The sequence below is a fragment of the Streptomyces sp. NPDC007346 genome (assembly GCF_040703535.1).
Classification (GTDB): Bacteria; Actinomycetota; Actinomycetes; order Streptomycetales; family Streptomycetaceae; genus Streptomyces.
Genome location: NZ_JBEYKR010000007.1, coordinates 36880 through 60487, shown reverse-complemented (window position 1 = coordinate 60487; position 23608 = coordinate 36880). Strand labels below are relative to the sequence as shown.

15 protein-coding genes and 1 pseudogene are annotated in these 23608 nt (G+C 71.4%); 8 read left to right on the top strand and 8 right to left on the bottom strand.

Annotated features, from left to right (window positions below; genetic code table 11):
- Positions 1-368 precede the first annotated feature (368 nt).
- Positions 369-2645 carry a restriction endonuclease gene (locus AB0917_RS04090; protein ID WP_366817886.1) on the top strand — a complete coding sequence of 759 codons (2277 nt, stop codon included), beginning with the start codon at positions 369-371 and terminating at the stop codon, positions 2643-2645.
- Between the two features lie 9 nt (positions 2646-2654).
- On the opposite strand, the gene AB0917_RS04085 is transcribed toward AB0917_RS04090, so the two are convergent.
- Positions 2655-4265 (bottom strand): alpha/beta hydrolase, encoded by a 1611-nt coding sequence (locus AB0917_RS04085; RefSeq protein WP_366817885.1) that lies wholly within the window; start codon positions 4263-4265, stop codon positions 2655-2657.
- A 191-nt stretch (positions 4266-4456) separates the two neighbouring features.
- A complete protein-coding gene (locus AB0917_RS04080; protein WP_366817884.1) occupies positions 4457-5428 on the bottom strand; it encodes an aminoglycoside phosphotransferase family protein in 972 nt (323 codons plus the stop codon).
- A gap of 130 nt (positions 5429-5558) precedes the next feature.
- Here AB0917_RS04080 and AB0917_RS04075 point away from each other — a divergent pair.
- A pseudogene (locus tag AB0917_RS04075) lies at positions 5559-5780 on the top strand (DUF4343 domain-containing protein); the annotation flags it as partial.
- Between the two features lie 198 nt (positions 5781-5978).
- Here AB0917_RS04075 and AB0917_RS04070 read toward each other — a convergent pair.
- Together AB0917_RS04070 and AB0917_RS04065 are read right to left on the bottom strand one after the other, a co-directional pair.
- Complete coding sequence (locus AB0917_RS04070) at positions 5979-8003, bottom strand: MFS transporter (RefSeq protein WP_366817883.1); 2025 nt, start codon at positions 8001-8003, stop codon at positions 5979-5981.
- Positions 8004-8171: 168 nt separating this feature from the next.
- Positions 8172-10820, bottom strand: a complete 2649-nt coding sequence (locus AB0917_RS04065) for a serine hydrolase (RefSeq protein ID WP_366817882.1) — start codon at positions 10818-10820, stop codon at positions 8172-8174.
- Positions 10821-11012: 192 nt separating this feature from the next.
- On the opposite strand from AB0917_RS04065, the gene AB0917_RS04060 reads away from it, so the two are divergent.
- The 3 genes from AB0917_RS04060 to AB0917_RS04050 all read left to right on the top strand — a co-directional run bounded on the left by AB0917_RS04060 (position 11013) and on the right by AB0917_RS04050 (position 13614).
- Positions 11013-11732 carry a GPP34 family phosphoprotein gene (locus AB0917_RS04060; RefSeq protein WP_366817881.1) on the top strand — a complete coding sequence of 240 codons (720 nt, stop codon included), beginning with the start codon at positions 11013-11015 and terminating at the stop codon, positions 11730-11732.
- A 467-nt stretch (positions 11733-12199) separates the two neighbouring features.
- Positions 12200-13057, top strand: coding sequence for a helix-turn-helix transcriptional regulator (locus tag AB0917_RS04055; protein ID WP_366817880.1), 858 nt, complete (start codon positions 12200-12202; stop codon positions 13055-13057).
- Between the two features lie 350 nt (positions 13058-13407).
- Complete coding sequence (locus AB0917_RS04050; protein ID WP_015609176.1) at positions 13408-13614, top strand: DUF397 domain-containing protein; 207 nt, start codon at positions 13408-13410, stop codon at positions 13612-13614.
- A gap of 333 nt (positions 13615-13947) precedes the next feature.
- Here the strand turns inward: AB0917_RS04050 and AB0917_RS04045 are convergent, their stop codons facing one another.
- From AB0917_RS04045 to AB0917_RS04035, 3 genes are all read right to left on the bottom strand, one after another.
- Positions 13948-15063 (bottom strand): ADP-ribosylglycohydrolase family protein, encoded by a 1116-nt coding sequence (locus AB0917_RS04045; RefSeq protein ID WP_366817879.1) that lies wholly within the window; start codon positions 15061-15063, stop codon positions 13948-13950.
- Positions 15064-15464: 401 nt separating this feature from the next.
- Positions 15465-16091 (bottom strand): hypothetical protein, encoded by a 627-nt coding sequence (locus AB0917_RS04040; protein WP_366817878.1) that lies wholly within the window; start codon positions 16089-16091, stop codon positions 15465-15467.
- Positions 16092-16273: 182 nt separating this feature from the next.
- The gene (locus AB0917_RS04035; RefSeq protein WP_366817877.1) at positions 16274-17131 is read right to left on the bottom strand and encodes an NPP1 family protein; all 858 of its coding nucleotides are present in this window, start codon (positions 17129-17131) and stop codon (positions 16274-16276) included.
- A gap of 257 nt (positions 17132-17388) precedes the next feature.
- Between AB0917_RS04035 and AB0917_RS04030 the strand changes: the two genes are divergently transcribed.
- The 3 genes from AB0917_RS04030 to AB0917_RS04020 are packed head-to-tail and all read left to right on the top strand — an operon-like array spanning position 17389 to position 20694.
- Positions 17389-17820 (top strand): hypothetical protein, encoded by a 432-nt coding sequence (locus AB0917_RS04030; RefSeq protein WP_366817876.1) that lies wholly within the window; start codon positions 17389-17391, stop codon positions 17818-17820.
- Between the two features lie 55 nt (positions 17821-17875).
- The gene (locus AB0917_RS04025) at positions 17876-20041 is read left to right on the top strand and encodes a DUF6571 family protein (RefSeq protein ID WP_366817875.1); all 2166 of its coding nucleotides are present in this window, start codon (positions 17876-17878) and stop codon (positions 20039-20041) included.
- A gap of 17 nt (positions 20042-20058) precedes the next feature.
- Entirely contained in the window at positions 20059-20694 is a 636-nt protein-coding gene (locus AB0917_RS04020; RefSeq protein ID WP_366817874.1) for a hypothetical protein, read from the top strand.
- A gap of 143 nt (positions 20695-20837) precedes the next feature.
- On the opposite strand, the gene AB0917_RS04015 is transcribed toward AB0917_RS04020, so the two are convergent.
- Complete coding sequence (locus AB0917_RS04015) at positions 20838-23420, bottom strand: bifunctional FO biosynthesis protein CofGH (protein ID WP_366817873.1); 2583 nt, start codon at positions 23418-23420, stop codon at positions 20838-20840.
- Positions 23421-23608 lie beyond the last annotated feature (188 nt).

Here is a 23608-nt window from a genome sequence, read left to right as displayed (position 1 = left end):
CGTAGCCGCTATTACGTAGCCGTTGCCTCGGAGCCGTAACCTCGGAGCCGTTATCTCGTAGCGGTTCCAACCGGGTCCTGGCGCCTGTCGGCCGCAAGCCGACCTTGCAGTCGGGGAGTTGGCCTTGCGGGGCCGGAGTTCGCCTTGCGGGGCGGTAGGTGGCCGGGCTTCGGCCGCCTGCTCCGGCGAGAAGCCGGTGTCGCGGAGCCGTACGGGGCCCTGCCCCTCCCCCCTCTCGTACGGGCATATGCGGCAAGAGCATGGGCGTGCGGCAGGTTGCCGACTAGAGTCGCTCCATCACTGCTGGTTAGGGGGCCGGGGGCTGGGTGTGCGTACGCCGAGCCGCTGGTGGGGAGGGCCTGTAGAGCATGAGCCGTCGCTCCGATGGGTTGGTCGGTGTCTGGGCTGAAGTGCAGCGCCAACAGCAACGTCAACAACAGGCGCAAGCCGAGTACCAGCGGGATCTGGACAGGCGGCAACGCGCCCATCAGCGGGAGGTCGCCTCCAGCTATCGCGAGCAGCGGCGGGCGCGCCGGGAGATGCGCGAGGCGGAGGCGCGTCGGCGTACGGAGGAACTCGACGCGCAGGTCGAGTCGTTGCGGCGGCTGCTGGCGGAAGGGTGCCGTGCCCCGGCGTTCAGGGCGGGCGCCCTGGTCAGGGCGGAGCAGGTCGCGCCCTTCGTGCCGGGGCAGCTCGCGCAGCCCATCCGTATGCCGGAGCAGCATCAGTACCAGCCGCAGGGCGGTTGGACCGCCACCCGGCGAGCCCAGACGCAGGCGGAGGCGCGGGCCTCGTTCGAGCGTGACCGGCAGGCCGCCCAAGCCGCGGAGGCGCAACGTCTGCACCGGCTGGCCGTCTACCGGCAGCAGTACGAGCAGTGGGCCGAGGAGCAGTTGGGGGAGATCCGGCGGCACAACACCGCCATCGCGGAGATGACGACGGGGCTGCGCAACGGGGACCCCGAGGCCGCCGTGGAGTTCTTCTCCGCCGCCCTCTACTCCTCGACCGGATGGCTGGAGAGCCTGCCCCGCCAGGTGTCGGCGGCGTACGACGCCGGGGCACGGCAGTTGGTGCTGAACTGGGAGCTGCCCCGGTACGACGTCGTCCCGGAGGCGAAGTCGGCGCGCTACATGATCAACGCGGATCAGGTGAAGGACTCGCCCCGGCCGGTCACGCAGCGCCGCACCCTGTACCGGGACGTCCTCGCGCAGTGTCTCCTGCTCGTGCTGCGCGATCTCTTCGCCGCCGACGAGTTCGGTGCGCTGGAATCGGTCGCGCTGAACGGATTCGTGGACGATCACGACCCGACGACCGGCCGCCGGGGGCCCATCTTCCTCGGTACGGTCATGGCTCAGCGCTCGACCTTCGCCGCGCTGCACCTGGAACAGGTCAACGCCGTCACCTGCCTGGTGGAGGGGCTTCGGGGGCAGCTGTCGACGCGTCCCGACCAGTACGCGGCCGTGCGGCCCGGCCGGGTTCCCGAGGACGTCGGGAACGGGGTCGTCACCCACGGGGACGACGAAGAGCCGGATCTGTACGAGATGGACCCCATCGCCTTCGAAGAGCTGATCGCCGGCCTCTTCCGGGCCATGGGCATGCAGGCCGTGACCACCCAGCGCTCGAACGACGGCGGAGTGGACGTCGACGCGCTGGACCCGACACCGATCCGCGGCGGCAAGATCGTCGTTCAGGTCAAGCGTTACCGCAACACCGTGCCGCCCACAGCCGTCCGTGATCTGTACGGCACCGTCCAGGGCACCGGGGCCAACAAGGGCGTGCTCGTCACGACGTCCCGCTTCGGGCCCGGCGCCCACACCTTCGCCAACGGCAAGCCCCTGGAACTGGTCGCCGGCTCCGAACTGGTCGACCTGCTCCACCGCCACGGGCTGCGCGGCCGGCTGGGCACCGGGGGCGGGGCGGGGGCCAGCACCGGGGGCGGGGCCGGCGACGAGGGCGGAGCCGGTGGCCGTGGCCGGCCTGGCGACCGTGCTGGTACTGGCACCCGTAGCGGGCCTGGCGGCGGGGGCGAAGCCGGCGACGGTCGCGGGACCGGCCAAGGTGGCGGGACCGGCGGCGGTGCCGGAACCGGCGAAGGTCGCGGGGAGGGCTCCGTGCCCGACCGGCGAGCGACGCCGGACCGTGTGAGCGGCGCCGATGACGACGACCACAACGTGTTGGGCATGTACTGGTCGGGCAACGTCGCCCTGGACGTCTGCGCGCTCGTCTGCCACGGCAACCAGGTCCTGGACGACGACCACTTCGTCTTCTACAACAACCCCCGTACACCCGACGGTACGGTCCGCGCGCTCGTTCCCGTGGCGCCGGACAAGGCCGCCGTCCAGGTCTCCTTCGACGCACTGCCCGAGCGTGCGGACCGCCTCGTCCTCATCGCCGCGGTCGATCCCGTCGCCAACCCCGATGCCGATCTCCGCGAGTTCTCCGACGCCGGCATCCGGCTGCTCGACGCCGAGGGGACAGCGCTCGGCCGGCTGCGCGTCTCCGACGGCCGCGACGACGAGACCGCCCTCGTCCTGGGGTCCTTCCGCCGGCGCGCGAACGGCGACTGGGAGTTCGTCCCCGGTGGCCGCGGCTACCGGGGCGGGCTGGAGGAGCTGGTCCAGGATTACGGCATCGAGGTGGAGTAGGCGCCCGCCCTACTTCACACAGACCTCGTCCTTCCTGGGCAGCTTGCCCGTCGCCAGGTACCGGTTGACCTTGTCGTCCACGCACGCGTTGCCGTACTCCCCGTACAGCGCGTGGCGGTTGGCGCCCTTGAGGGTGAGGAGCTTGGAGCTGGGCAGCTGGTCATGCAGGGCGACGCTGCCCCGGTAGGTGGTGCGGGGGTCACCCGTGGCGGCGACTATCAGGGCCGGGGCGTCGTGGCGTATGCGGGTGGGGTTCTCGCGCGGGGAGTCCCAGAACGCGCAGGGGCCGATGTTCTCCGTGAGCGGGCCGAACAGGGGGTGCGCCGCACGGGAGCGTTCGATGTCGCGCCAGTAGAGCTCGGGGTTCCGTGGGGCCGGTACGTCACCGCAGATGATCGCCGTCTGGGCGCTGCCGAAGGCCGAGTCCGCGCCGCTCGTCGCGAAGCGCAGCATCTCGGCGAACTCCGGCGACGGGATCGCCTGTTGGCCCTTCGCCGCCTTGGACAGCACGGAGACCTGCTCGGCCAGGAAGGCCCGGGACGGGTCGGTGTCGTCGGCCACGCCCATGAAGAGGAACGTCGGTATCTGCGTGTCGTCGAGCCGGAACACGTCCGGCGCGGTGCCGATCGTCAGGGGGCCGCGCGCCGCCCTCGCCATCACGCGGTCGACGGTGGCGAGCACAGCGGTACGGGTGCGGCCCAGGCCGTAGGTCGTGTGACGGCCGGCCGCCCAGGCGGCCCAGGCGGAGAGGGCCTGCTCGTTCTCCCGTTCCGTGTTCTTCAGCAGGCGGGGGCCGTACGCGCGCGGGTCGATCCCTCCGTCCAGGACCATCCGGTCGTAGCGCCCGGGGAACATCTGGGTGTAGACCGTGCCCAGGTAGGTGCCGTACGAATAGCCCAGGTAGGAGATCTTGCGCTCGCCGAGCGCGCCCCGGATCACGTCCATGTCGCGGGCGGTGTTGCGTGTGGTGACGTGCGGGAGGACGGACGCGTTGGTGGCGCGGCACTTGTCGGCCAGGCTCTTGCTCAGGGCCACCTGGCGGTCGAAGCCCGCCCGGCCCGCACCGGCCGAGAACCAGGTGAAGCTGACGGGCCAGTCGCAGTCCAGCGGGGTGCTGCGGCCGATGAAGCGGGGGTCGAAGCCGACGATGTCGTAGCGGGCGCCCACCTGCTTCATCGCCTTGCGGACGGTCGGCGGGGAGTCCACGGCCGGGCCGCCGGGGCCGCCGTTGTTGAGGAGGATCGCCCCGATGCGGTGGCGGGTGTCGGTGGCCTTGAGCCGCGATATCGCCACGGTGATCGTGCGGCCCCTGGGGGCCGCGTAGTCCAGCGGCACCGTGACGTCCGCGCACTGCACCCCGGCCTTGTCCAGGTCCCGGCCGGCCGTGTCGTCCGGGGCCTGCATACAACTGCCCCAGGCCAGGCGTTGGTTGTAGTAGCGGTCGAGTCGCCCGTCGGCCTGGGGCCCGGCCTTCGCCGTCGCGGCGGTACGGGCCGCCGCGGAGGGCGTGGCCGCCAGGGCCGGTGACGCGGTGAGGCCTACGGCGAGCGCGAGGCCTGCGGCCGCGGCGCTGCGGGCCGCCGGGCTGTGGGTGATCCTGATCTTCTCTGCGTTTCTCACACCAACAGACGCTAGAAGCTCGGGCGTTCGCACTCACTAGGGCTGGCCCCCCTCTTCACAGGGGGGTCAGCTCCTCCTCGGTCCGTCGCCCCGTGACCGGTCGCCGGTCACGCTCACGGGCACGGGCACCGTCACCGTCACCGTCACCGTCACCGTCACCGTCACCGTCACCGTCACCGTCACCGTCACCGTCACCGAGCGAGGGTCTCCCCGATCACCCACCGCGCGTTCCGCGCCATCACCGGATTCGACTCCCGGTAGGCGGCGAGCTCCATCACCGCGATGGACAGGGCCCAGCCGCGGCCCCGCTCCCAGCTCGCCTCGTCGGCCCCGACCGCCGTACGGAACACCTCCCTGGCCCCAGCGGGCAGCAGGTACCAGGCGGCTATCAGGTCGACAGCGGGGTCGGCCAGGCCCATGCAGGCGAAGTCGATCACCCCGGTGAGGCGGCCGTCCGCGACCAGGACGTTGCCCGGCTGGAGGTCCCCGTGCACCCACACGGGCGCGCCCGTGTACGCCGGGGCGGTCAGCGCCCTGTCCCAGACGGCGCCGGCCGCCTCCGCGTCGAGCACGCCGCCCAGTGCGGCGATCACCTTGCGCGTCTCCACGTCCCGGGAGGCCAGGGGCTCGCTGCGGTAGGCGGGCGGGCCGTCCGTGGGGGCGATCCGGCGCAGCGCGAGGACGAACTCCGCCAGGTCGGCGGCGAAGGCATCCGGCGCCCAACTCCCTTCTCCAGGTAGCGGGTTCGCGCCTTCCAGCCACGTGCACACCGACCAGGCCCAGGGGAAGCCCTCGGCCGGAGCGCCCTGGGCCAGCGGCGCCGGAACGGGCACGGGGAGTTGCGGTGCCAGCCGGGGCAGCCAGTGGGCCTCCGTCGCCACGTCCGCCGCGCTGCCCTCCGTACGCGGCAGCCGTATCACCTTGTCGTCCCCCAGGCGGTAGACGGCGTTCGCCGTCCCGCTCGCGTCAACCACCTTCACCGGCAGGTCCGCCCAGTGCGGGAACTGCGAGGCGATGAGCGTGCGCACGAGGGCGGCGGAGTCGGCGGAGGTGGAGTCGCGGGCCGCGGAGGCGGAGGGGGCGGGGGCGGGGTCGGAGGAAGTGGAGTCGGAGGTGACGGAGTCGCGGGCCACGGAGCCGAAGGGAGCGGAGTCGCGGGTCATGGGGTGAGTGAAGCAGTTGGGTTCGAGGCGGCACCAGGTCATTTCCGCCCGGCGCCCCATCGGCCGCCCGCCCCTCCGACCCGCGAAAAGCGGTGGGCCTGCGCCCTGACGCGGCGGAGAATCGGCATCCATGGACGACGTACCCGATGCACCTCGCACCCTCCTCCTGCCGCCCCGACTCACTGCGTCCGCACGGCGGTTGCGCGATGCCGCCGTGCGGCGCGGCCTGTACGCCGTCGAGTCGGCCGGGTTCTCCGTACCGGAGCTGCCGTGGGCGCCGCAGGGCGGGGCCGTCCATCTACATGCCGGGCCCTCCTTCGCCGACGCCGTGGCGCCCGCGCTCGGGATCGCCGCCGCACAGCCCGGCCCGGCCCTGCCCTGCCCATGCCGTGAAGCGGCGCCCCCAGAGGTTCCGGCACCTCAGAGCTCGACGGCTCCTCGGGACCAGCCGACTCCTCAGGGCCTACCGGCACATCGAGGCCTGCCAGCTCCTCGGAGTCCGCCGACTCCTCAGGGCCTGCCGGCCCCTCAGGCCGGCCACCCGTTCAGCTCAGCTCAGCTCCTCCGGGCACGGCGTCCCCGGCTGTAGCTGGTACGGGGCCGCCAGCCGGTACACCCCCGGCTTCGGCGCGAGGAGTTCGGTCCACTCGTCGCCGTACGGCCCCTCGTCCTCGATCTTGTTCAGGCAGCCGTGGATGTTGTCGAAGGTCTTGGGGGCCGTCTCGTCCTCCTGCGTCCGCAGCTTGGACTCCTCGGTCTCCTGCGGCCGCTCCAGGCTCTTGCCCTGCTCGTCGACCAGCCCGAGCCAGCGCGAGTACGGGACCCGGATCAGCACCCGGCCGGCCGACTCGACCCGGATCGTCAGCTCGTTCGCCCCCGCCCTCTCCACCGTCGCGGGCGGATCGGCGAGCGGTGTCGGCTCCAGGACCCGGTAGAGCTTCCAGTTCTCGTCGCCCCAGATCTCGCGGAGGTAGGACAGCCCGCCCCCGACCAGCTCCGCCTCCTGCTCGGCCCCGCTGTCCGGCTTGCCCGTGGGCAGCACCACGTAGTGCACCGCCCAGCGGTCCAGCCACTGCCGGTAGTTGACCGCGTTCAGGGTGTCGTCGTAGAAGAGCGGGTTGCGCTTCATGTCGGCCTGCCGGTTCCAGCCGCGGGCCAAGTTGTACGTGGCCAGCGCCGAGGCCTCCCGGTGGCTGCTCGCGGGGACCACCTCGACCCGGCCGCGCTCGGCCCCGACCTGCTGGAGCTGGTTGACCAGGGGGGCCAGCTCGCGGGCCCAGGAGGCGGTGGGGGCGGTACGGACGATGTCGTCGACGCCCTTGAAGCCGATCCAGAAGTTGAGCCCGGCGAACGCGAGGACCAGCGCGTACCAGCGGCGGCTGCGCGGCACCGTGTACGGCAGGGCGGCCAACAGCACGATCCCGGCGAACAGCATCGCCATGCGGGTCACGTTCGACCCGATCTGCGAGTCGACGAAGTAGGTGAGCACGGTGCCGACCCCGTAGACGGCGGCCGCCGTGCGGACCGTGCTCCAGTCGCGCGGTACGAGGACGAAGACGAGGACCGAGAAGATGAACGGCAGCGACACCGTCCCCAACGACATCGGCTGCGTACCGGAGAACGGGAAGAGCAAGGAGGACAGCGCCACCACGGCGACCGGGGCGAGCCCGATCGCGTACGCGCCGGGGCGCCGCTTGTGGAGGAAGAGCGCGGCGGCCACGACCCCGAGGAAGAGCCCCGCGACCGGGCTGGACGCGGTGGCCAGCGCGGCGAGCGGGGCCGCGACGGCCGCCTTGGCCCACCGCTTGTAGCGCCAGCGGTAGGGCCAGCAGAAGACCGCGGCGACGGCGCCGATGGCGAACATCATCCCGAGGCCGAACGTCACCCGCCCCGACAGCGCGTTGCACAGGTAGGCGAAGACCCCGGCGAGCGAGCAGGCCAGCGGATTGCGCACGGCCCGGACCCGGACCAGGATCAGCGCGGTCAGCCCCGCCGAGACCGTCCCCGCGATCATCATCGTCGACCGGACGCCGAGCAAGGACATCAGATACGGAGAGACCACGCTGTACGAGACGGGGTGCATGCCCCCGTACCAGGCGAGGTTGTACGCGGTGCCCGGGTGCCGGCCCACGAACTCGGCCCAGGCGTCCTGCGCCGCGAGGTCGCCGCCGCTGTTGGCGAAGAAGAGGACCCAGAGGATGTGGGTGACGGCCGCGGCCGCCGTGGCGATGGTGACGGGGTGGCTCAGCAGCCGCCGGGCCCGGGTGGTGGGCGGGGCGGGGGCGGCGGGGTTCACGGGGGGCTCCGGCTCACGGGGGGACGGCAGCAGGACGCGCGGGGCGCCGCTGCCCGCGCTGCCGGCGGTGGCGATGCCCTCATGGTTCTTACTGTCCTTGCGGTTCTCAGGGTCCTCACGCGGAGCCGCGACGCTCTCGTGGCTCCCGGCGGTGTCGATCTCCCCGGTGGTCTGCCCGATGCGCTGTCCGGCGGTCTGCCCGATGTGCCGCCCGGCGGTCTGCCCGGCGGTGCTGTCCGTCTCAGTCTCACGGCCGGGTCTCGGCTCCGCGGTGGTCACTACGACTCTCCCCGTCCTCCGCCGGCCCGTACGCCTTTCAGGACGCGTCCCGGCGTCCTTCAGTTGTCCGGGGACGCTAACACGTGCCTCCGACACATTCCCTTGACATGGAGCGGGGTGAGCGACGCCGCTCACCCCGCCCCACGACCTCTACCTACCGCCGCGTGCTCAGCCGATCCTGGTCAGCTTGTCGCCGAAGCCGGCCTCGGCCAGGTCGCCCTGCAACACCACCGGTGCCGTGACCTTTCCGGTGCCCGTGCCCACGGTCACCATGCCGACCTCACTGCCGGCCTTCGCGGAGTGCGCGATGCCCTTGCCGCTGTCGGTGACCTTGAGTTCGACCTCCAGGCCGGGCCAGCCGACCGCCTTGAGGTTCTTCGTCGCTATCACCGGGGTCTGTGCGCCGAACCCGTTGTCCACGTACCCGACCACGTCACCCTTCTTCACCACCGTGGCGGAGACAGGGGCTTCCTGCGCGTCCTGGATCAGCTTCAGGCTGTTGGTCAGGGACAGCTCCAGGCTGTCGTAGACCCGGCCCGTACCGGCCTGCTGGCCCATGACCGCTCCGTAGATCCACAGCATCTTGCCGTCGACCTTGGTGTTCGCGGACCAGAGCAGGTTGCCGCCCGCAGGGGTGGAGGAACCGGTCTTGATGCCGCTCACACCGGGCTGAAGGAGCAGCGTGTTGTTGTTGTAGATCTTGCCGTCTATGCCCTTGATCTCGACCTCCGGCATATCCACGATCTCGCGGAACACCTCGTTACGCATGACCGCCTGGGCCAGCTTCAGCTGGTCGGTCGCGGTGGAGACGGTGGCCTTGTCCAGCCCGCTCGGGTCCGTGTACGTCGAGTTGGTCATCCCGAGGTCCTTGGCCGCGTCGTTCATCTTGTCGATGAACGCGTCCTCGTTCCCCGCGTCCCAGCGGGCGAGCAGCCGCGCCGCGTTGTTCCCCGAGGGGATCATCAGCAGCTGGAGCATCTCGCGCTGGCTGAGCTTCTGGCCGTTGGTCAGGGGGGCCACCGACTCGTCCGAGTTCTTGGACTCGTCCTCCGCCTTCTGGTCGGCGGTGATCGTCTCGCCCCCCTCGTCGCCCTTGAGGGGGTGCTCCTTGAGGATCACGTAGGCGGTCATGACCTTCGCGACGCTGGCGATGGGCGCCGGCTTCTGCGCCCCCTCGGAACCGAGCGACCCGACGCCGTCCACCATCACCGCGGACTGCCCCTGGCCCGGCCAGGACAGCTTCGTCTCGCCGCCCTCGAAGGTGTACGTCGGCTCCGCCGTGAGCTCCAGGGCCGGTTCCGGCAGCGGGCGCATCACCTGCACGATCGCAAAGACGATCAGCAGGAGGAGGACCAGCGGGGTCCAGATCTTGACCCGCCGGACCACCGTACGGACCGGGGTCTCGGCCGGCGGCGGGGTGTTCGTCAGCTCGGCGAGCAGGTCGAGCGGCGGCTTGGGCGGCATCGGCTGCTGCCGGGTCCGCTCGGCCGCCGCCCACGACGGGGCCGGGGCGGCCGGGGGCGGGGTCGCCGAGGGCGAGATCGCCGGGGCCCCGGTCGCCGCGTCGGCGTCCGGCGTGCCCGTCGGCGCTCCGCTCTCCGGCGCTCGGGGCGCGGGGGCGGGCCGTACGTCGTCGGAGCGCAGGGGCACGAAGGTGCTGGTGCGCTCCACGGTGCTCTCGGGCTTGTCACCCGCGGCCTTGAGCTCCCGGAGCTCCTGCGGCGAGAGCTTCAGCGCGGTCGTCGGCTGATCGACCTTCTTGGCGGGCGTGACCGCCTTGAAGATGGCCGTGGGCTGATCGATTCCTCGCAGGTCGGAGCCGGTGTCGGCGGTGGGGCTGGTGTCGGGGCCGGTGCCGGTGTCGGGGCCGGTGCCGGTGGCCGGGCCGGTGCCGGTGGCCGGGCCGGGGGGCTCGTCGCCGTCGGAGCCGGGCTTGGTGCTCGGCTTGGTGCTGGGCTCGGAGCCGGAGGCAGGCTTGGGGCTGGGCTCGGAGTCGGAGTCGAGGTCCGGCTCGGAGTCGGGGTCGGGGGCAGGATCGGCCGCGGTTTCCGCCTTGTCGGCGTCTGCCTCGGTCTTCGTCCCGGCCTTCGGCTCCTTGGCGGGCCCAGGTTCCCCAGCAGGCTCGGGCGCACCAGCAGGCTTGAGCTGGGCTTCGGCGTCTCCGGCGGCGGGCTCGGCATCCGCCTTCGTGTCGGCGGCGGCGTCCGAGTCCACGGCAGACTCGCCCTTGGCCTCGCCCTTCGACGGACCCTCGGCCTCGGCTCCGGCATCGGCCCCGCTCTCGGCCCCGCCCTCGCCGTCAGCCGCATCAGCCGCACCGACCCACGCAGCCACAGCCGCGCGCAGCCGTACGTCACCGGGCTCCGGCGCGGCCCCCCGCGCGCCGTCCGCGTCGCCCTCGCCGTCCGCGCCGACCGCGTCATCCGCGTCATCCGCGCCGGCCGTATCGCTCACGCCCTCCGCGTCGCCCCCAGGGACCTCCGCAGCCGCATCAGGCACCTCGGGGTCCCCGGGGTCCTCTGCGGGCTTCTGGGGCGTTACAGCGCCCTCAGGAGCCCCTGCGGGCTCCTCCTCGGCCTTGGCCGACGGCTCCGGCGTACGCCCGGCCTCGTCCTCCGGAAGCCGCGGCCGGAAGACGGCCGTCGCTGTGTCCGACGTCACCGCGCCGGAACCCGCGTCCGTGTCGGCATCCGCACCGGGATGCGCACCGTCGTCCGCACCGGGTTCACGGAACACCGCAAAGCGCGGGTCGCGTTCCTCCGCAGCCGTCCCCGACGACTTCCGCTGCTCCGTTTTGTCGGGGGACTCGCCCGCCACCGATGCCTCCTCATGCGCCGCGGGGCAACCCCGCGCTGTCCGAACCATCTACCAGTGTCCTGTGTGAACCCCTGGCCGAGCTGCTAGACGAGAACGACATACCTACTGGTTCCCGTACAAAGCAGTCAGGCGCTCTCGACAGATGAATGTGAGAGGGGTCACCCTGTCAGACATCCACGCGGGGAGGCATGGATGGGCAGGAGCCGCAGAACAATCCCGGAGGAGCTTCTGTTGCTCGCTCTGGACCCGACCACGGGTACCACAGCGCAGCCGCAGTCGCTCGACCTCGGCCTGGCCGGGGCACAGCTAGTGGAGCTGGCTCTGGCAGGACGGATAGCCCCTGACGGGGATCGTATCGCCGTGGTGATGCCACGGCCGACAGGAGATCCGACACTGGACTCCGCACTGGAGCTGCTGCGCCGTCGTGGCAGCCCGGTCCGGGCCGTCCACTGGATCGGCGGGCCCCGACTGGGGCTGCGCCAGATCTATCTCGCTCATCTGGAGCGGTGCGGCATGGTTCATGCCGTGGCGGGCCAGATGTGCGGAGTGCTGCCGACGACTCGCTACCAGGCGACGGAGACGGCCATCAGCCGGGACATCAGGGCCCGGCTGGACAGTGCGATCCGCACCGGCGTACCGCCGGACCCGCGGACCGCGGCGCTCGCCGCACTGGCCCACGCGGTCGGACTCGGCAAGCACCTGTACCCCGGGAACGAGGGGCGTTCATCGCGCTCCCGGCTCCGGGACCTGATCAGGCACGACCCCATGGGCGGCCTCGTGGCGCATGCCGTGATGGACGTCCAGAACGGAGTGGCGGTCCAGCCACGCCGTACGCAGCAGGCAGCGGGCGTTCCGTTGCAGCCGCAACCACAGGCACGCCGGGGCAGCATGGCGCAGACCGCCGCGAGCTGACCCGGAGCACCTGAGCACCAGAGCACCGAGCAGGACTGCCGGGGCGGAGACGCCCCGGCAGAACCCGACTCGGTCAGAACCCGCGCAGAGGACCGCGCGGACAATCGCACACCGCCGTACCGTCGTCATCGGACCCGGTTCGGGAGCCGCACCACGCGCGGGGCAGCCGGTTTCGACCGGCTGCCCCGCGCGCTTGCGCGCCGTACCGCACACCCTGATCCATACGTTTGCACGCCGTACCGCAGACCCCGCCCCATACGCTTGCGCGCCGTACCGCACGCCCTGCTCCACGCGCTTGCACGCCGTATCGCACGCCCTCTCACGCGCCGGTGCGTGCTCCGGTGCGCGGTCGGGGGCTTATACCGCACGCACCTGCGTGTGGCCGTTTCCCAGCGCGGCCGGGGCAAGGGGTGGCAATCTGCTGAGCAGTAGATACGCACAGCTACATAGCCGGAGGTGCACTTTCCGTGCCGTCCAACGTCAATCCCACAGTCAGGCGACGCAGGTTGGGCCAGGAACTGCGCCGCCTGCGCGAACTCAAAGGCATGACGGCCGAGGAGGTGGCGGAGCGCCTGCTCGTCTCGCAGTCGAAGATCAGCCGCCTCGAGAACGGCCGCCGTTCCATCAGCCAGCGCGACGTGCGTGACCTCTGCGGGGTGTACGAGGTCGAGGACGTCCGCATCGTCGACTCACTCATGCAGATGGCCAAGGACTCGCGCCAGCAGGGCTGGTGGCACGCCTTCGGCGACATCCCGTACAGCGTCTACATCGGTCTGGAGACGGACGCGGAGTCCTTGCGGGTGTACGAGCCCCAGATGGTTCCGGGTCTGCTCCAGACCCGGGCGTACGCCGAAGCGCTGATCAGCGGCGCGCTGCCCGAGGCTCCGCCGTCGGACATCGAGAAGCGCGTCAACGTACGCTCCCGGCGCCAGGAACGGGTCAACGCGCCGGAGAACCCGCTGCGGCTGTGGGCCGTGATCGACGAGTCGGCGCTGCGCCGGCGGGTCGGTGACAACCAGGTGATGATCGACCAGCTGGAGCACCTCGTCGAGCAGTCGCACCTGCCGCACGTGACCGTGCAGGTGCTGCCGTTCGAGATGGGGGCGCACCCGGGGATCAACGGGCAGTACGCGATCCTGGAGTTCCCGGACGCCGCGGACTCCAGCGTCGTGTACATCGAGGGCGTCACGAGCGATCTCTATCTGGAGAAGGCGAACGACGTGCAGCGCTACAGCGTGATGTACGAGCACCTGCGGGCGCAGGCTCTGAACGTGGAGCAGACGCGGGAGTTCATCAGCAAGATCGCCAAGTCGTACACCAGCTGAGCACCGTGCCCGTCGACCGCACCCGCCGGCTGACTCCAGCGGCTGACTCCGCCGGCCGACTCCAGCGGCTGATTCCACCGGTTGAACCCACCGACTGAATCAGGACACCGCACTGTCCGTTCCGACGGACAACGACGGACGCCGAGAGGCGCTGACGGGCACAGAACGGCGCCGAGTGAGCGGCGGCGGCACGATACACCGCCGCCGACTCACAGCGTAAGGGTTCACAGCAAAATGCCACCCGGTCGAGTGAACGGCCATCTCATGGACGGGGCTTGGCGAGTAGCGTCGATCACGCCAACCGGAATGTGGTTGGTGCGACTCACCCAACTCTCTGAACCGGAGTGAACATGGCTATTCTTCAGGGTGCTACGGAAATGTGGACGAAGTCGTCGTACTCCGGGGGCAACGGCGCGTGCGTCGAGGTCAAGTCCCCGGTCGCTCTCTCCATCGCCGTGCGTGACTCGAAGGCCCCCGAGGGCCCCTCGCTCACCTTCGTCCCCGGTGCGTGGAACGCGTTCGTGCGCGACGTCGCGACGGGTCCGGTCGACGCCTGACGAAGGGCGCTCACCTGACGAAGGGCGCTCGCCCGACGTCCGGAAGCCGCCTGTCCGTACCGCAGGCCGCACCACTGCATGACCGCATCACAGCACCACCGCATGACCGCACCACTGCATGACCGCACCACTGCATGACCGCACCACTGCATCACTGCATCACTGCATCACTGCATCACCTGATGGAGCCCTCTCGACCGGTTCGCCGTCCTGGCCGAGGGGGCTCGGCACGTCACACCCCACAACACGTACGCACCCCCAACTACGCCCCCTACACCCCTACACCCCCTGCCATCACCTCGCCCCGCCCCAGCCGCGCCTCCGGGCGACGGGTCAGCCGCGCGGGTAGCGGGCCAGCCAGCCAGGAGCGGCGGCGGTCGGGCTGTGCAGGGCCGGGCCCTGGGTCATCTCCATCGCGAAGTCGTCGGCCAGTTCGAGGAGCGTGGGGCGCCCCTCCAGCTCGGCGAGCCAGGCCGGCGGCAGCGCGGTCTCGCCGTGCAGCGCGCCGAGCAGCGCCCCGCAGACGGACCCGGTGGCGCGCGAGGGCCCGCCGTGGTTCACCGCGAGCCGCAGCCCGTGCCGTACGTCCTCGCTGACCAGGGCGCAGTACACGGCGACGGCGAGCACCTCCTCGGCGGCGTCGGTCGCCCCCAGCGCCTCGATGAGGGCCGGGCCCGGGATGCCCTGCCGTACGGACCCGAGGGCCTGCTGAAGGGCCTCGGCCACCGGCTCGTGGCCGGGGCGCTCGGCCAGCAGCCCCAGCGTGTGCTGTACGGAACCGTCCAGGGTCCCCCCGCGCGCCAGCCCGTGCACCAGTACGGCGAAGGCGCCGGCGGCCAGTTGGGCGGCGGGCTGCCCGTGGGTCTGGGCCGCGCACTCGACGGCGAGCTGGAGCACCAGCTGCGGCTCCCACCCCACAAGCAGCCCGAACGGCGCGGACCGGGTGAGCGCGCCCGCGTCCCCGGCGGCCGGGTTCTTCGGCTGCTCCAGCGTGCCCATGACGGTGTCGCCGAAGCCGCCCAGGCACTCCCGGGTGGGGGCGCGGCGGGTGTAGAGCCACTCCTCGGCGGCCAGCCACCCGTTGTCCTTGCGCCGCTCGTCGGGCCCCCAGTCGTGCTGGGTGGCGGCCCAGCGCAGGTGGGCGCGGTGCACATCGGTGGGCGGGTGCCAGGCGCCGGTGTCGCGGCGGACCTGGGCGCGGATCAGCCCGTCCACGGTGAACAGGGTGAGCTGGGTGAGGGCGGTGACGGCCCCGCGTCTGCCGTGCGCGGGAACGTAGTCGGTGACCCCTTCGGCCCCGTGGGCCGCACGGATCTCCTCCAGCGCGAGTCCGCTGACCCCGGCCCCGAGCGCGTCCCCGATGGCCCCGCCGAGCAGCGCCCCGCGGACCCGGCTGCGGAAGTCCTGCTGCTCGGCCCGTCCCCAGACCGCCGTGGTCCCTGTGCTCACCCCGCCGCCTCCCGACACCGCATGGTTGCCGCCTGTGCGGGCCTCTGCGGGCGACCGCCCCAGCACTGTAATCGAACAGGAACGGGCGGTAGAGGGGCGACCGAGGTACGTGCGGGTATGTCGACGGACGTCCTGGAGGTCGTTTTTGGACCGGTGAGGATCGCGGCTCCAGGGGCCGGTTCCACGCGCTCAGTTCCAGGGACCCAGTCCCAGTGGCCCAGCGCCAGGCGCTCAGTCCCAGGGCCCGGCCCCACGCGCTGCGTCCCAGCGGCCCGACCCCAGTGGCCCGCCCCCAGTGGCCCGCCCCCACGCGCTCAGTTCCACGCACTCAGTCCCCGTGGCCCCTCCCCAATGGCCCGGCCCCAATGGCCCGGCCCCGGACGCGGGCTCCGGGCGTCAGCTCAGGCGCCGGGTTCTCCGGGGCTCACCCGGAGCGCAGCAGTCGCCAGCACGGCATCGGCCACCTCCCCCACCGTCCGCCCACCGCCGGTGTCGACCCGGTCCAGGCCGAGCCGGTCCACGGCCTCCACCATCAGCGCCTGAAAGCGGCCGGTACGGTCCAGGAACCGGTCCATGAGCCGCCGCTCCCCGTCCGCCGCCTCCTCGTAGCGCCCCGCCGCCCGCACCCGGTCGCGCAGGACCACGTCATCGGCGGTCAGCCACACGGCAGCCGTACGGGGAACCGCGAGCCGGGCGACCCGGTCGGGCCGGAGCGCCGAACCCTCCAGGACCAGCCCCGGTGCGCCGGGCCGCGCGTGGGTGGTGATCAGCTCCTCGATACGCGGCCAGAGCCGTTCGTAGTGGGCGAGGACGGAGGCGACGAGTTCGTCGGTGGTCAAGGTCGCGTAGTGCTCGGCGACATGGGGCGGCACCTCGTGGTCCGGGGTACGCCAGGGCCGCCCCGGGTGACGGGCCAGCCCGTCCGTGGAGCGGTGCTCGAACCCGAGCCGCTCCGCCACCGCCTCCGCGACGGTCGACTTCCCGGTGTTCGACGTCCCACCGATCAGCACCACCCGCACATCGCTCATGCCCCCGACCCTACGGTCCCCCTCGACCCGGGAGCCGCTCTCCCCGGCTGTGCGCGACGAGCAGCACATCCCGCAGGGACAGCACGGCCCGCGTCAAGGCCCCCACCGGCCCCACGCTCCTCATCGCCGCCCCTCTCCGAGGGTGACGAGCGCGTCGTCCCGGTCCGCCTCGAGCGGGGGCCTCAGGCCCAGGGGTCGAAGGGGATGCCCCCCGGCTTGGAGTTGTCGAGCAGGTTGCGGAAGCGGTCGTCCTTGTCGGTGACCTTGATGGTGGCGGCCCCGAAGTCGGCGTTCATGAGCTTCTCGCGCAGGTCGGTGCTGGGGAAGCCGTTCCAGTCGACGATCGGGGGGTAGCGCCAGTCGCCGTAGTGGTTCTCGGGCGGTTCGTCGTTGTTGTTGGCGAGGCGGAAGAAGTGCGTGCTCGGGCCGTCCTTGTGGTAGACGACCTTGGGGTGCGAACCGTCGAACCGGACCTGGGAGCGCGGGTAGGTCTTGACGGTGCTGTGCTGGGTGGTCGAGACGTACTCCACCTGGTCCGCCGTCTGGTCGACCCAGGAGACGACGTGCTCGAAGTCGTGGCGGTGGCCGCCGAGCCCGCTGCCGTGGACGGCCTGGTCCTTCTCGAAGTAGCTCGCGTAGACGATGGCGCACCAGCCGTTGTTGCACTTCGAGCGGGCGTACGTCTGGGAGTTGTCCAGGTCCCACTGGTCCCGGCAGCTCCCGTTGATGGCGCCGGTCGTCTTGAGGCCGGGGGCGAGGGTGCCGTCCGGGCCGATGGCGGGGGTGGCGTAGCAGCCGTCCCCGTCGTAGTCGAAGGCGGGCGAGAAGGACTGCTCGTAGCCCCCGGCGCTCTGGGGCAGGTGCTGCGGCGGGTCGGCGTGGGCGGCGGACGCGGTGCCGAGCACGAGGAGCCCGGAGGCGGCCAGGACGGCGGCGGTGCGGGTGGCGCGGCGGTTGGGGGTGGGGGTGCGGAGGGGCGCGACGGTGGGGGCCGCGCTCCGGATCGTGGAGGGAGAGGGCGGTGTCGTCCGAGTACGCATGGGGGGTCTCGCTCCTGACTCATCAGCACGCGATGGCGGGGGGGTGCACTTCCCTGGGTGCGCCCCTCCACGCGATGACGGGGAGGGGCACTTCCCTGCATGAATTGCCCTGGCCATGACAAGCAGAAACGGATGTGGGCGATGTGAGTGAACGGTGACCATCGCCGTCCAGAACCTTCACCGCACGGCGCGGTTGCTAACGTGCGGGGAGGCGAAGGCACCTACGGGCGCCGACCGTACCGGGGAAGGGGCAGGGCATGGCCTGGGACGAATGGGACCAGCTCAAGAGCGACGCGGCGGCGAGGGACTCCACCCGCATGCGGCTCAACGAGGCGGCGGCGCCCGGCGGGAGCGGCGGGGCGACGGACGGTGACCTCGTCGTCCACGACGACCAGCTCGGGAAAATGGGCAACACCGCCTACGAGCTGCGGGAGAAGTTCGGCGTGGACAGCGACTTCGCCCGCCCCAGCACCTTCACCGCCTCCATCGGCCTCTTCAACGACGGACTCGACATGGGCGCCGCCCTGACCGAGCTCCACGACACGTGGAACTCGCAGACCAGGACGCTCAAGGACGCGTGCGCGCACATCTCCAACCACTTCGACTTCACGCGCGCCCAGCACGCCAAGGACGAGGTGCACGTGATGACGAGCATGCCGGTGTCGAAGATCGACGACTACATCAAGTAGCGCTCGCAGTCAGAGAAGATCCACCATCGAACGGCACACGGGGGCTCGGCAGCGCATGGCGACCACAACGATGACCGTGCAGGAGCTGACAGATCTGCGCCTGGGCGCGCTGGACACGGCGGTGACGGACTGGGAGACCATGTCCGCGCGCCTCAAGACGCTCTCCACGGGCGGAGGCGGCGGAGTGAACGCCAAGAGGCTGGAGACGGAGGCCAAGGCCGCCGACTGGAGCGGCATCAACGCCACCGTCACCAAGGCCTTCGTCACCAAGACGGCGGTCGAGTTCCAGGACGTGGCGGCCCAGGCGCAGAGTGTCCTCGGCATCCTGCGCGACGCCAGCGCCGAGTTCAAGAGGCACAAGGCCGCACTCAGGACGATCGTCGACGACGTCGCCAAGCAGAACATCTACATCAACGCCCGGGGCGGCGCCGTCGCCTCCCTGCCTTCGGGGGCGGCGGCGGGCAACGCGGACATCCGCAAGCCCACCGAAGAGGAACTGGCCGCCGCGGAACGCCGGATCAAGCGGGTCCTGTGGGAGGCGAGCGAGACCGACCGCATCGCCGCACGGGCCCTGCGCGCCCTCGCCAAGAACAAGCACGACTTCTCCGGCGACGGCCCCGGCGGCCTGAAGGAGGCCGACGACCAGCAGGGCAAGGCCGACGCCGACTACTGGGCGAAGAAGGTGAAGGAGAGCGACCCCGGGGAGTGGAGCGACAAGGACGTCGAGCGCTTCAACGAGACGCTGCGCAACCAGCGCGACAACCCGGGCTTCGCCGAACGCTTCGCCACCACGCTGGGGGCGGACGGAACGCTCCAGTTCTGGCGGGATCTCGCCGCCCCACCGGGCGGAGCGGTGGACGGCGAACGGGCCAAGGTGCTCGCGCAGGTCCAGGACAGCCTGAGCATGACCCTCGCCACCGCCTCCCACAGCGACAGCCCCGCCATGGAGACCTGGAAGCGGGACGTGATCGCCGCGGGCGACAAACCGTTCCCCATCCAGGGCCTGCCCATGGGGCCCAGCGGTTTCCAGGTGATGAGCAGCCTGATGGGCAAGGGCAGGTTCGACGACGAGTTCCTCAACGACTACGGCTCGGCGCTGATCGAGTACGAGCGCGAGTTCCGCGCGGAACCGAAGTACCTCTGGCGGGACACGACCGACCTGAACTATCCGCCGTCCGCCGAGCGCAACGACCCCTTCGTCGGGTTCATGGAGAGCCTGGGGCACAACCCGCAGGCATCGCTCGACTTCTTCAACGACTCCACGAAGGCGGACGGCAAGGACCTCGACAACTGGGACTACCTGGTGGCCAAGGGCGACAACGCCCGCGAGTGGCCCCCGGCGGATGACGGAAGCCCTCTCGGCCACGACGCGTTGGGCCACGCCCTGGAATCGGCGACGATCGGCGTCCCGTACGACTCGGACGCCACCCCGCCCAAGCACTCGTCCGGCAGCGCGGAGCTCGTCAACCGGATCGTCGCCGAGTACGGGAAGAACCCCGACCGCCTGGACGAGTCGCCCCTCAACGACAGCCTCGGGAACATCACGGCGGAGTACATGCGGGACGTTCAGGATGCGCTCGACAACGGCGGCGACATCACGACGTACGGCAAGAACGCCAACCTCATGGACCTCGCTCGCGACAACGAACTGCAGACCTTCCTGGGTGCTGTGGGGAAGGACCCCGACGCCTACGGTGCCATCATCACGTCACAGCAGGCCGTGACCACCGAACTCGTCAACGAGGCCTTCCACGACAAGGAGAAGTACCCCAACACCCTCCCCGAAGAGGTGAACCTCCGGGTGGTGCCCGGAGGGGAGATCGCCGGCATCATGGCGGAATCCCGCACACAGGCCGTCTACGACGACAAGATCGCGGCGGACGCCGAGTTCAACGAAGGGCTCGCGACAGCGGACAAGTGGGCCGGCCGGGCCATCGATACCGGGCTCGGCCGCATCCCGGTGGTCGGGGACGCCGCAGGTTGGGTGATCGAGGACATCCGGGAAGCCGTGGTGGAGAACTACACACGTGACTCCAGCGACGAAGCGCAGGCGGAGCGCGACAAATTCCTCTCCTCACAGCGGGCCTCCTCCTCCAGTGCCGTCTACGACGCGACCTACACGGCAGCTATCCAGGCCGGAGTATCCGAACCGGAAGCCAAAACCATGGCCGGCAACGCCGCGGGCCAGGTCAAGGACAGCTACGGCCAGGGCCGTCAGTAGTCGGCAGGAAAGGCATCATGCGGAACGACAGTCCCACCCCGGCGGCCGGAAACAGGCGACGCGTTCTGCTCGCCACGGCGCTCCTGATCGTGGTCCTTCTGGCAGGCCTCGGCTTCTGGGCGTTCCGGTCGTCCGGTGAGGCCTCCGTGGCCGTGCCGGCCCGGGTGTGCGACGGCTCCCTTCCCGGCAGCGCGGTCCGGCCTCTCCTGCCGGAGCAGGGGGAAGGCTTCAAGGAGGAGCTGTACGGGTATCGCGGCAGCGGCGCCGCCACCGTGCAGGGGCGGTGCACCCTGACCGGCGGCGGACGGACCGTCCAGATCGTTCACTCCTTGATCCTGCACCCGTCCGATTCCGTGCGGACGAAGATCGCCGAGGAGATCGAGCGGCCCGGCAACACCGCGATCCACCTGGGCGAGGCCAGCGGGTATGCGACGCCCGGCGCGATCTACCTCTTCCTGGACTGCCGTGCTCCGGAGGGCGACCATCTCGTACGGGTGACGACAGGGCTGGGCGGGTCCGATCAGCCGCTGAAGGACCGCGCGACGATGGAACGGGTGGCCGGCCTCACCGCCGACGCGGCCCGGTCCGTGGCGCCGCGCATCGACACCTGCGAGGCGGACCGGCTGCCGGGCGGCGCCCCTACGCTCGGCTGAGCGGCGCCCCTACGGTCGGTTGGGCGGGGCCCGCCCTCCCCCGCCCGGCGGCGGCCTGGACCGGCGCCGGCGCGCTGAAGGGCGAAGCCACTGGCGCGTCGGCGCCTCTCAGCCTCTCAGCCCCTCCGCCCCTCCGCCCCCTCTCAACTGGGCACCACCGGCAGCAGTTCCGGCAGGTGGCCGTCCGAGGCCGTGGCCGCCGCGACGCGTTCGGCCGGGACCTCGCCGTACAGCGTCGTACGGGGGCGGGACGGGCGGCCTGCCAGTTCGGCGATGGCCTTCAGGTCCTGGATCGAGCGGTACGAGCCGTAACTCGACCCCGCCATACGGGAGATGGTCTCCTCCATCAGCGTGCCGCCCAGGTCGTTCGCGCCCGAGCGGAGCATCTCCGCCGCGCCCTCCGTGCCGAGCTTCACCCAGCTCGTCTGGATGTTGGTGATGTGCGGGTGGAGCAGGAGCCGCGCCATCGCGGTGACCGCCCGGTTGTCGCGGTCGGTCGGGCCCGGACGGGCGATGCCAGCCAGGTAGACCGGGGCGTTGGTGTGGATGAAGGGGAGCGTGACGAACTCCGTCAACCCGCCTGTCTCCTGCTGGAGTCGGGCGAGCGTGCGGAAGTGGCCCAGCCAGTGGCGCGGCTGGTCCACGTGGCCGTACATCATCGTGGAGGACGAGCGCAGGCCCACCTCGTGTGCCGTCCTGATGACCTCCAGCCAGGTGGCCGTGGGCAGCTTGCCCTTGGTGAGGACCCAGCGGACCTCGTCGTCCAGGATCTCCGCCGCCGTACCGGGGATCGAGTCGAGTCCCGCCTCCTTGGCGGCCGTCAGCCAGTCGCGGATCGACATGCCCGTGCGGGTCGCCCCGTTGACGACCTCCATGGGCGAGAACGCGTGCACGTGCATGCCGGGGACCCGTTCCTTCACCGCCCGTGCGATGTCGAAGTACGCCGTCCCGGGCAGGTCCGGGTGGATGCCGCCCTGCATGCAGACCTCGACCGCGCCCACGTCCCACGCCTGGGCCGCCCGGTCCGCGACCTGGTCCAGGGAGAGCGTGTACGCGTCGGCGTCCGTGCGGCGCTGGGCGAAGGCGCAGAAGCGGCAGCCGGTGTAGCAGACGTTGGTGAAGTTGATGTTCCGCGTGACGATGTACGTGACGTCGTCGCCGACCACGTCCCGGCGCAGCGCGTCCGCGATCCGGCACAGCTCGTCCAGCGCCGGGCCGTCCGCGTGGAGCAGGGCGAGAGCCTGGTCGTCGATGAGCTTCGTCGGGTCGTCGGCGGCCTGGCTCAGGGCCTGGCGTACGTCGGCGTCGATACGGGAGGGGACCATGCCGGGGGCCGCCGCCTCGCGGAGCGCCTCCCAGTCCCCGTACACCTCGTCGAAGTCGTCACGGCGGTCGCCGGTGCGGCCCTCGGTGTCGATGGTGACGTGCAGGTCGGTGCGGCCCGAGGCGTTGAAGCCCTCGTCCGGCTCCTGCCAGGGCAGGCCGGTGGGGAGGGCCCCCTCGCGGGCGAGGCCCGTCTCCGGGTCGGCCAGGGCTCGGACGTGCGGGAGGAGGCGGGGGTCGAGCCAGGGCTCGCCGCGCTGGATGAACTCCGGGTAGATGGTGAGGCGTTCGCGGAGCTGGAAGCCCGAGTCCGCTGTCTTCCGGGCCAGTTCGTCGATGTGGGGCCAGGGGCGTTCGGGGTTGACGTGGTCGGGGGTGAGGGGGGAGACGCCGCCCCAGTCGTCGATGCCCGCGCCGATGAGCAGCGCGTACTCGGCGTCCACCAGGTTCGGCGGGGCCTGGATGCGGGCCGAGGGGCCGAGGATGTGGCGGGCGACCGCGATGGCGGCGGCCAGCTCCTCCAGCTCCGCGTCGGGCATCCCGCGCATCGCCGTGTCCGGCTTGGCCCGGAAGTTCTGGACGATGACTTCCTGGATGCCGTGGTAGGCGCGGGCCGTCTTGCGCAGCTCGAAGAGGGAGTCGGCGCGCTCCTCGTACGACTCGCCGATGCCGATCAGGATGCCGGTGGTGAACGGCACGTTGGAACGGCCCGCGTCCTCGAGCACGCGCAGCCGTACGGCCGGCTCCTTGTCCGGGGAGCCGTGGTGCGGGCCGCCCGGCTCGGACCACAGGCGGGTGGCCGTCGTCTCCAGCATCATCCCCATGGAGGGGGCCACCGGCTTCAGCCGCTGGAGGTCGGTCCAGGTCATCACGCCCGGGTTGAGGTGGGGCAGCAGGCCCGTCTCTTCCAGGACCCGGATCGCCATGGCACGTACGTACGCGAGGGTGTCGTCGTACCCCTCCGCCTCCAGCCACTCCCGCGCCTCGGGCCAGCGGTCCTCGGGGCGGTCGCCGAGGGTGAACAGCGCCTCCTTGCAGCCCATCGCCGCACCCTCACGGGCGATGGCCAGCACCTCGTCCGGGGACAGGAACATCCCGTGGCCCGCGCGGCGGAGCTTGCCGGGGACGGTGACGAAGGTGCAGTAGTGGCACTTGTCACGGCAGAGGCGGGTGAGCGGGATGAAGACCTTGCGCGAGTACGTGATCACGCCCGGCCGGCCCGCCGCTTCCAGGCCCGCGTCCCGGACGCGGGCGGCGGACGCCGCGAGATCTCTCAGGTCGTCGCCGCGCGCCTGGAGCAGGACGGCGGCCTCGGTGGCATCGAGGGCGACACCGTCACGGGCACGTTTGAGCGCGCGCCGCATGGCGTTGGAGGTGGGGCGTCCGCTCTGAGGATCGGTCATGAACCGAGCATACGAGCGAGGCGCGCGCGCCGGGCCAGGGCCTCGGGTGGATTGCCGGAGCGGATCGCCGCAGGGTGGTGGTCGCGGGGGCTTGCGGGGGCTTGGGAGGGCTTGCGGTGTTCTCGCGGGGGCTTGCGGGGGCGCTCGCCGGGGGCGGGGCGCTGGGGGGGGTCGGGTCTCGGAGGGTG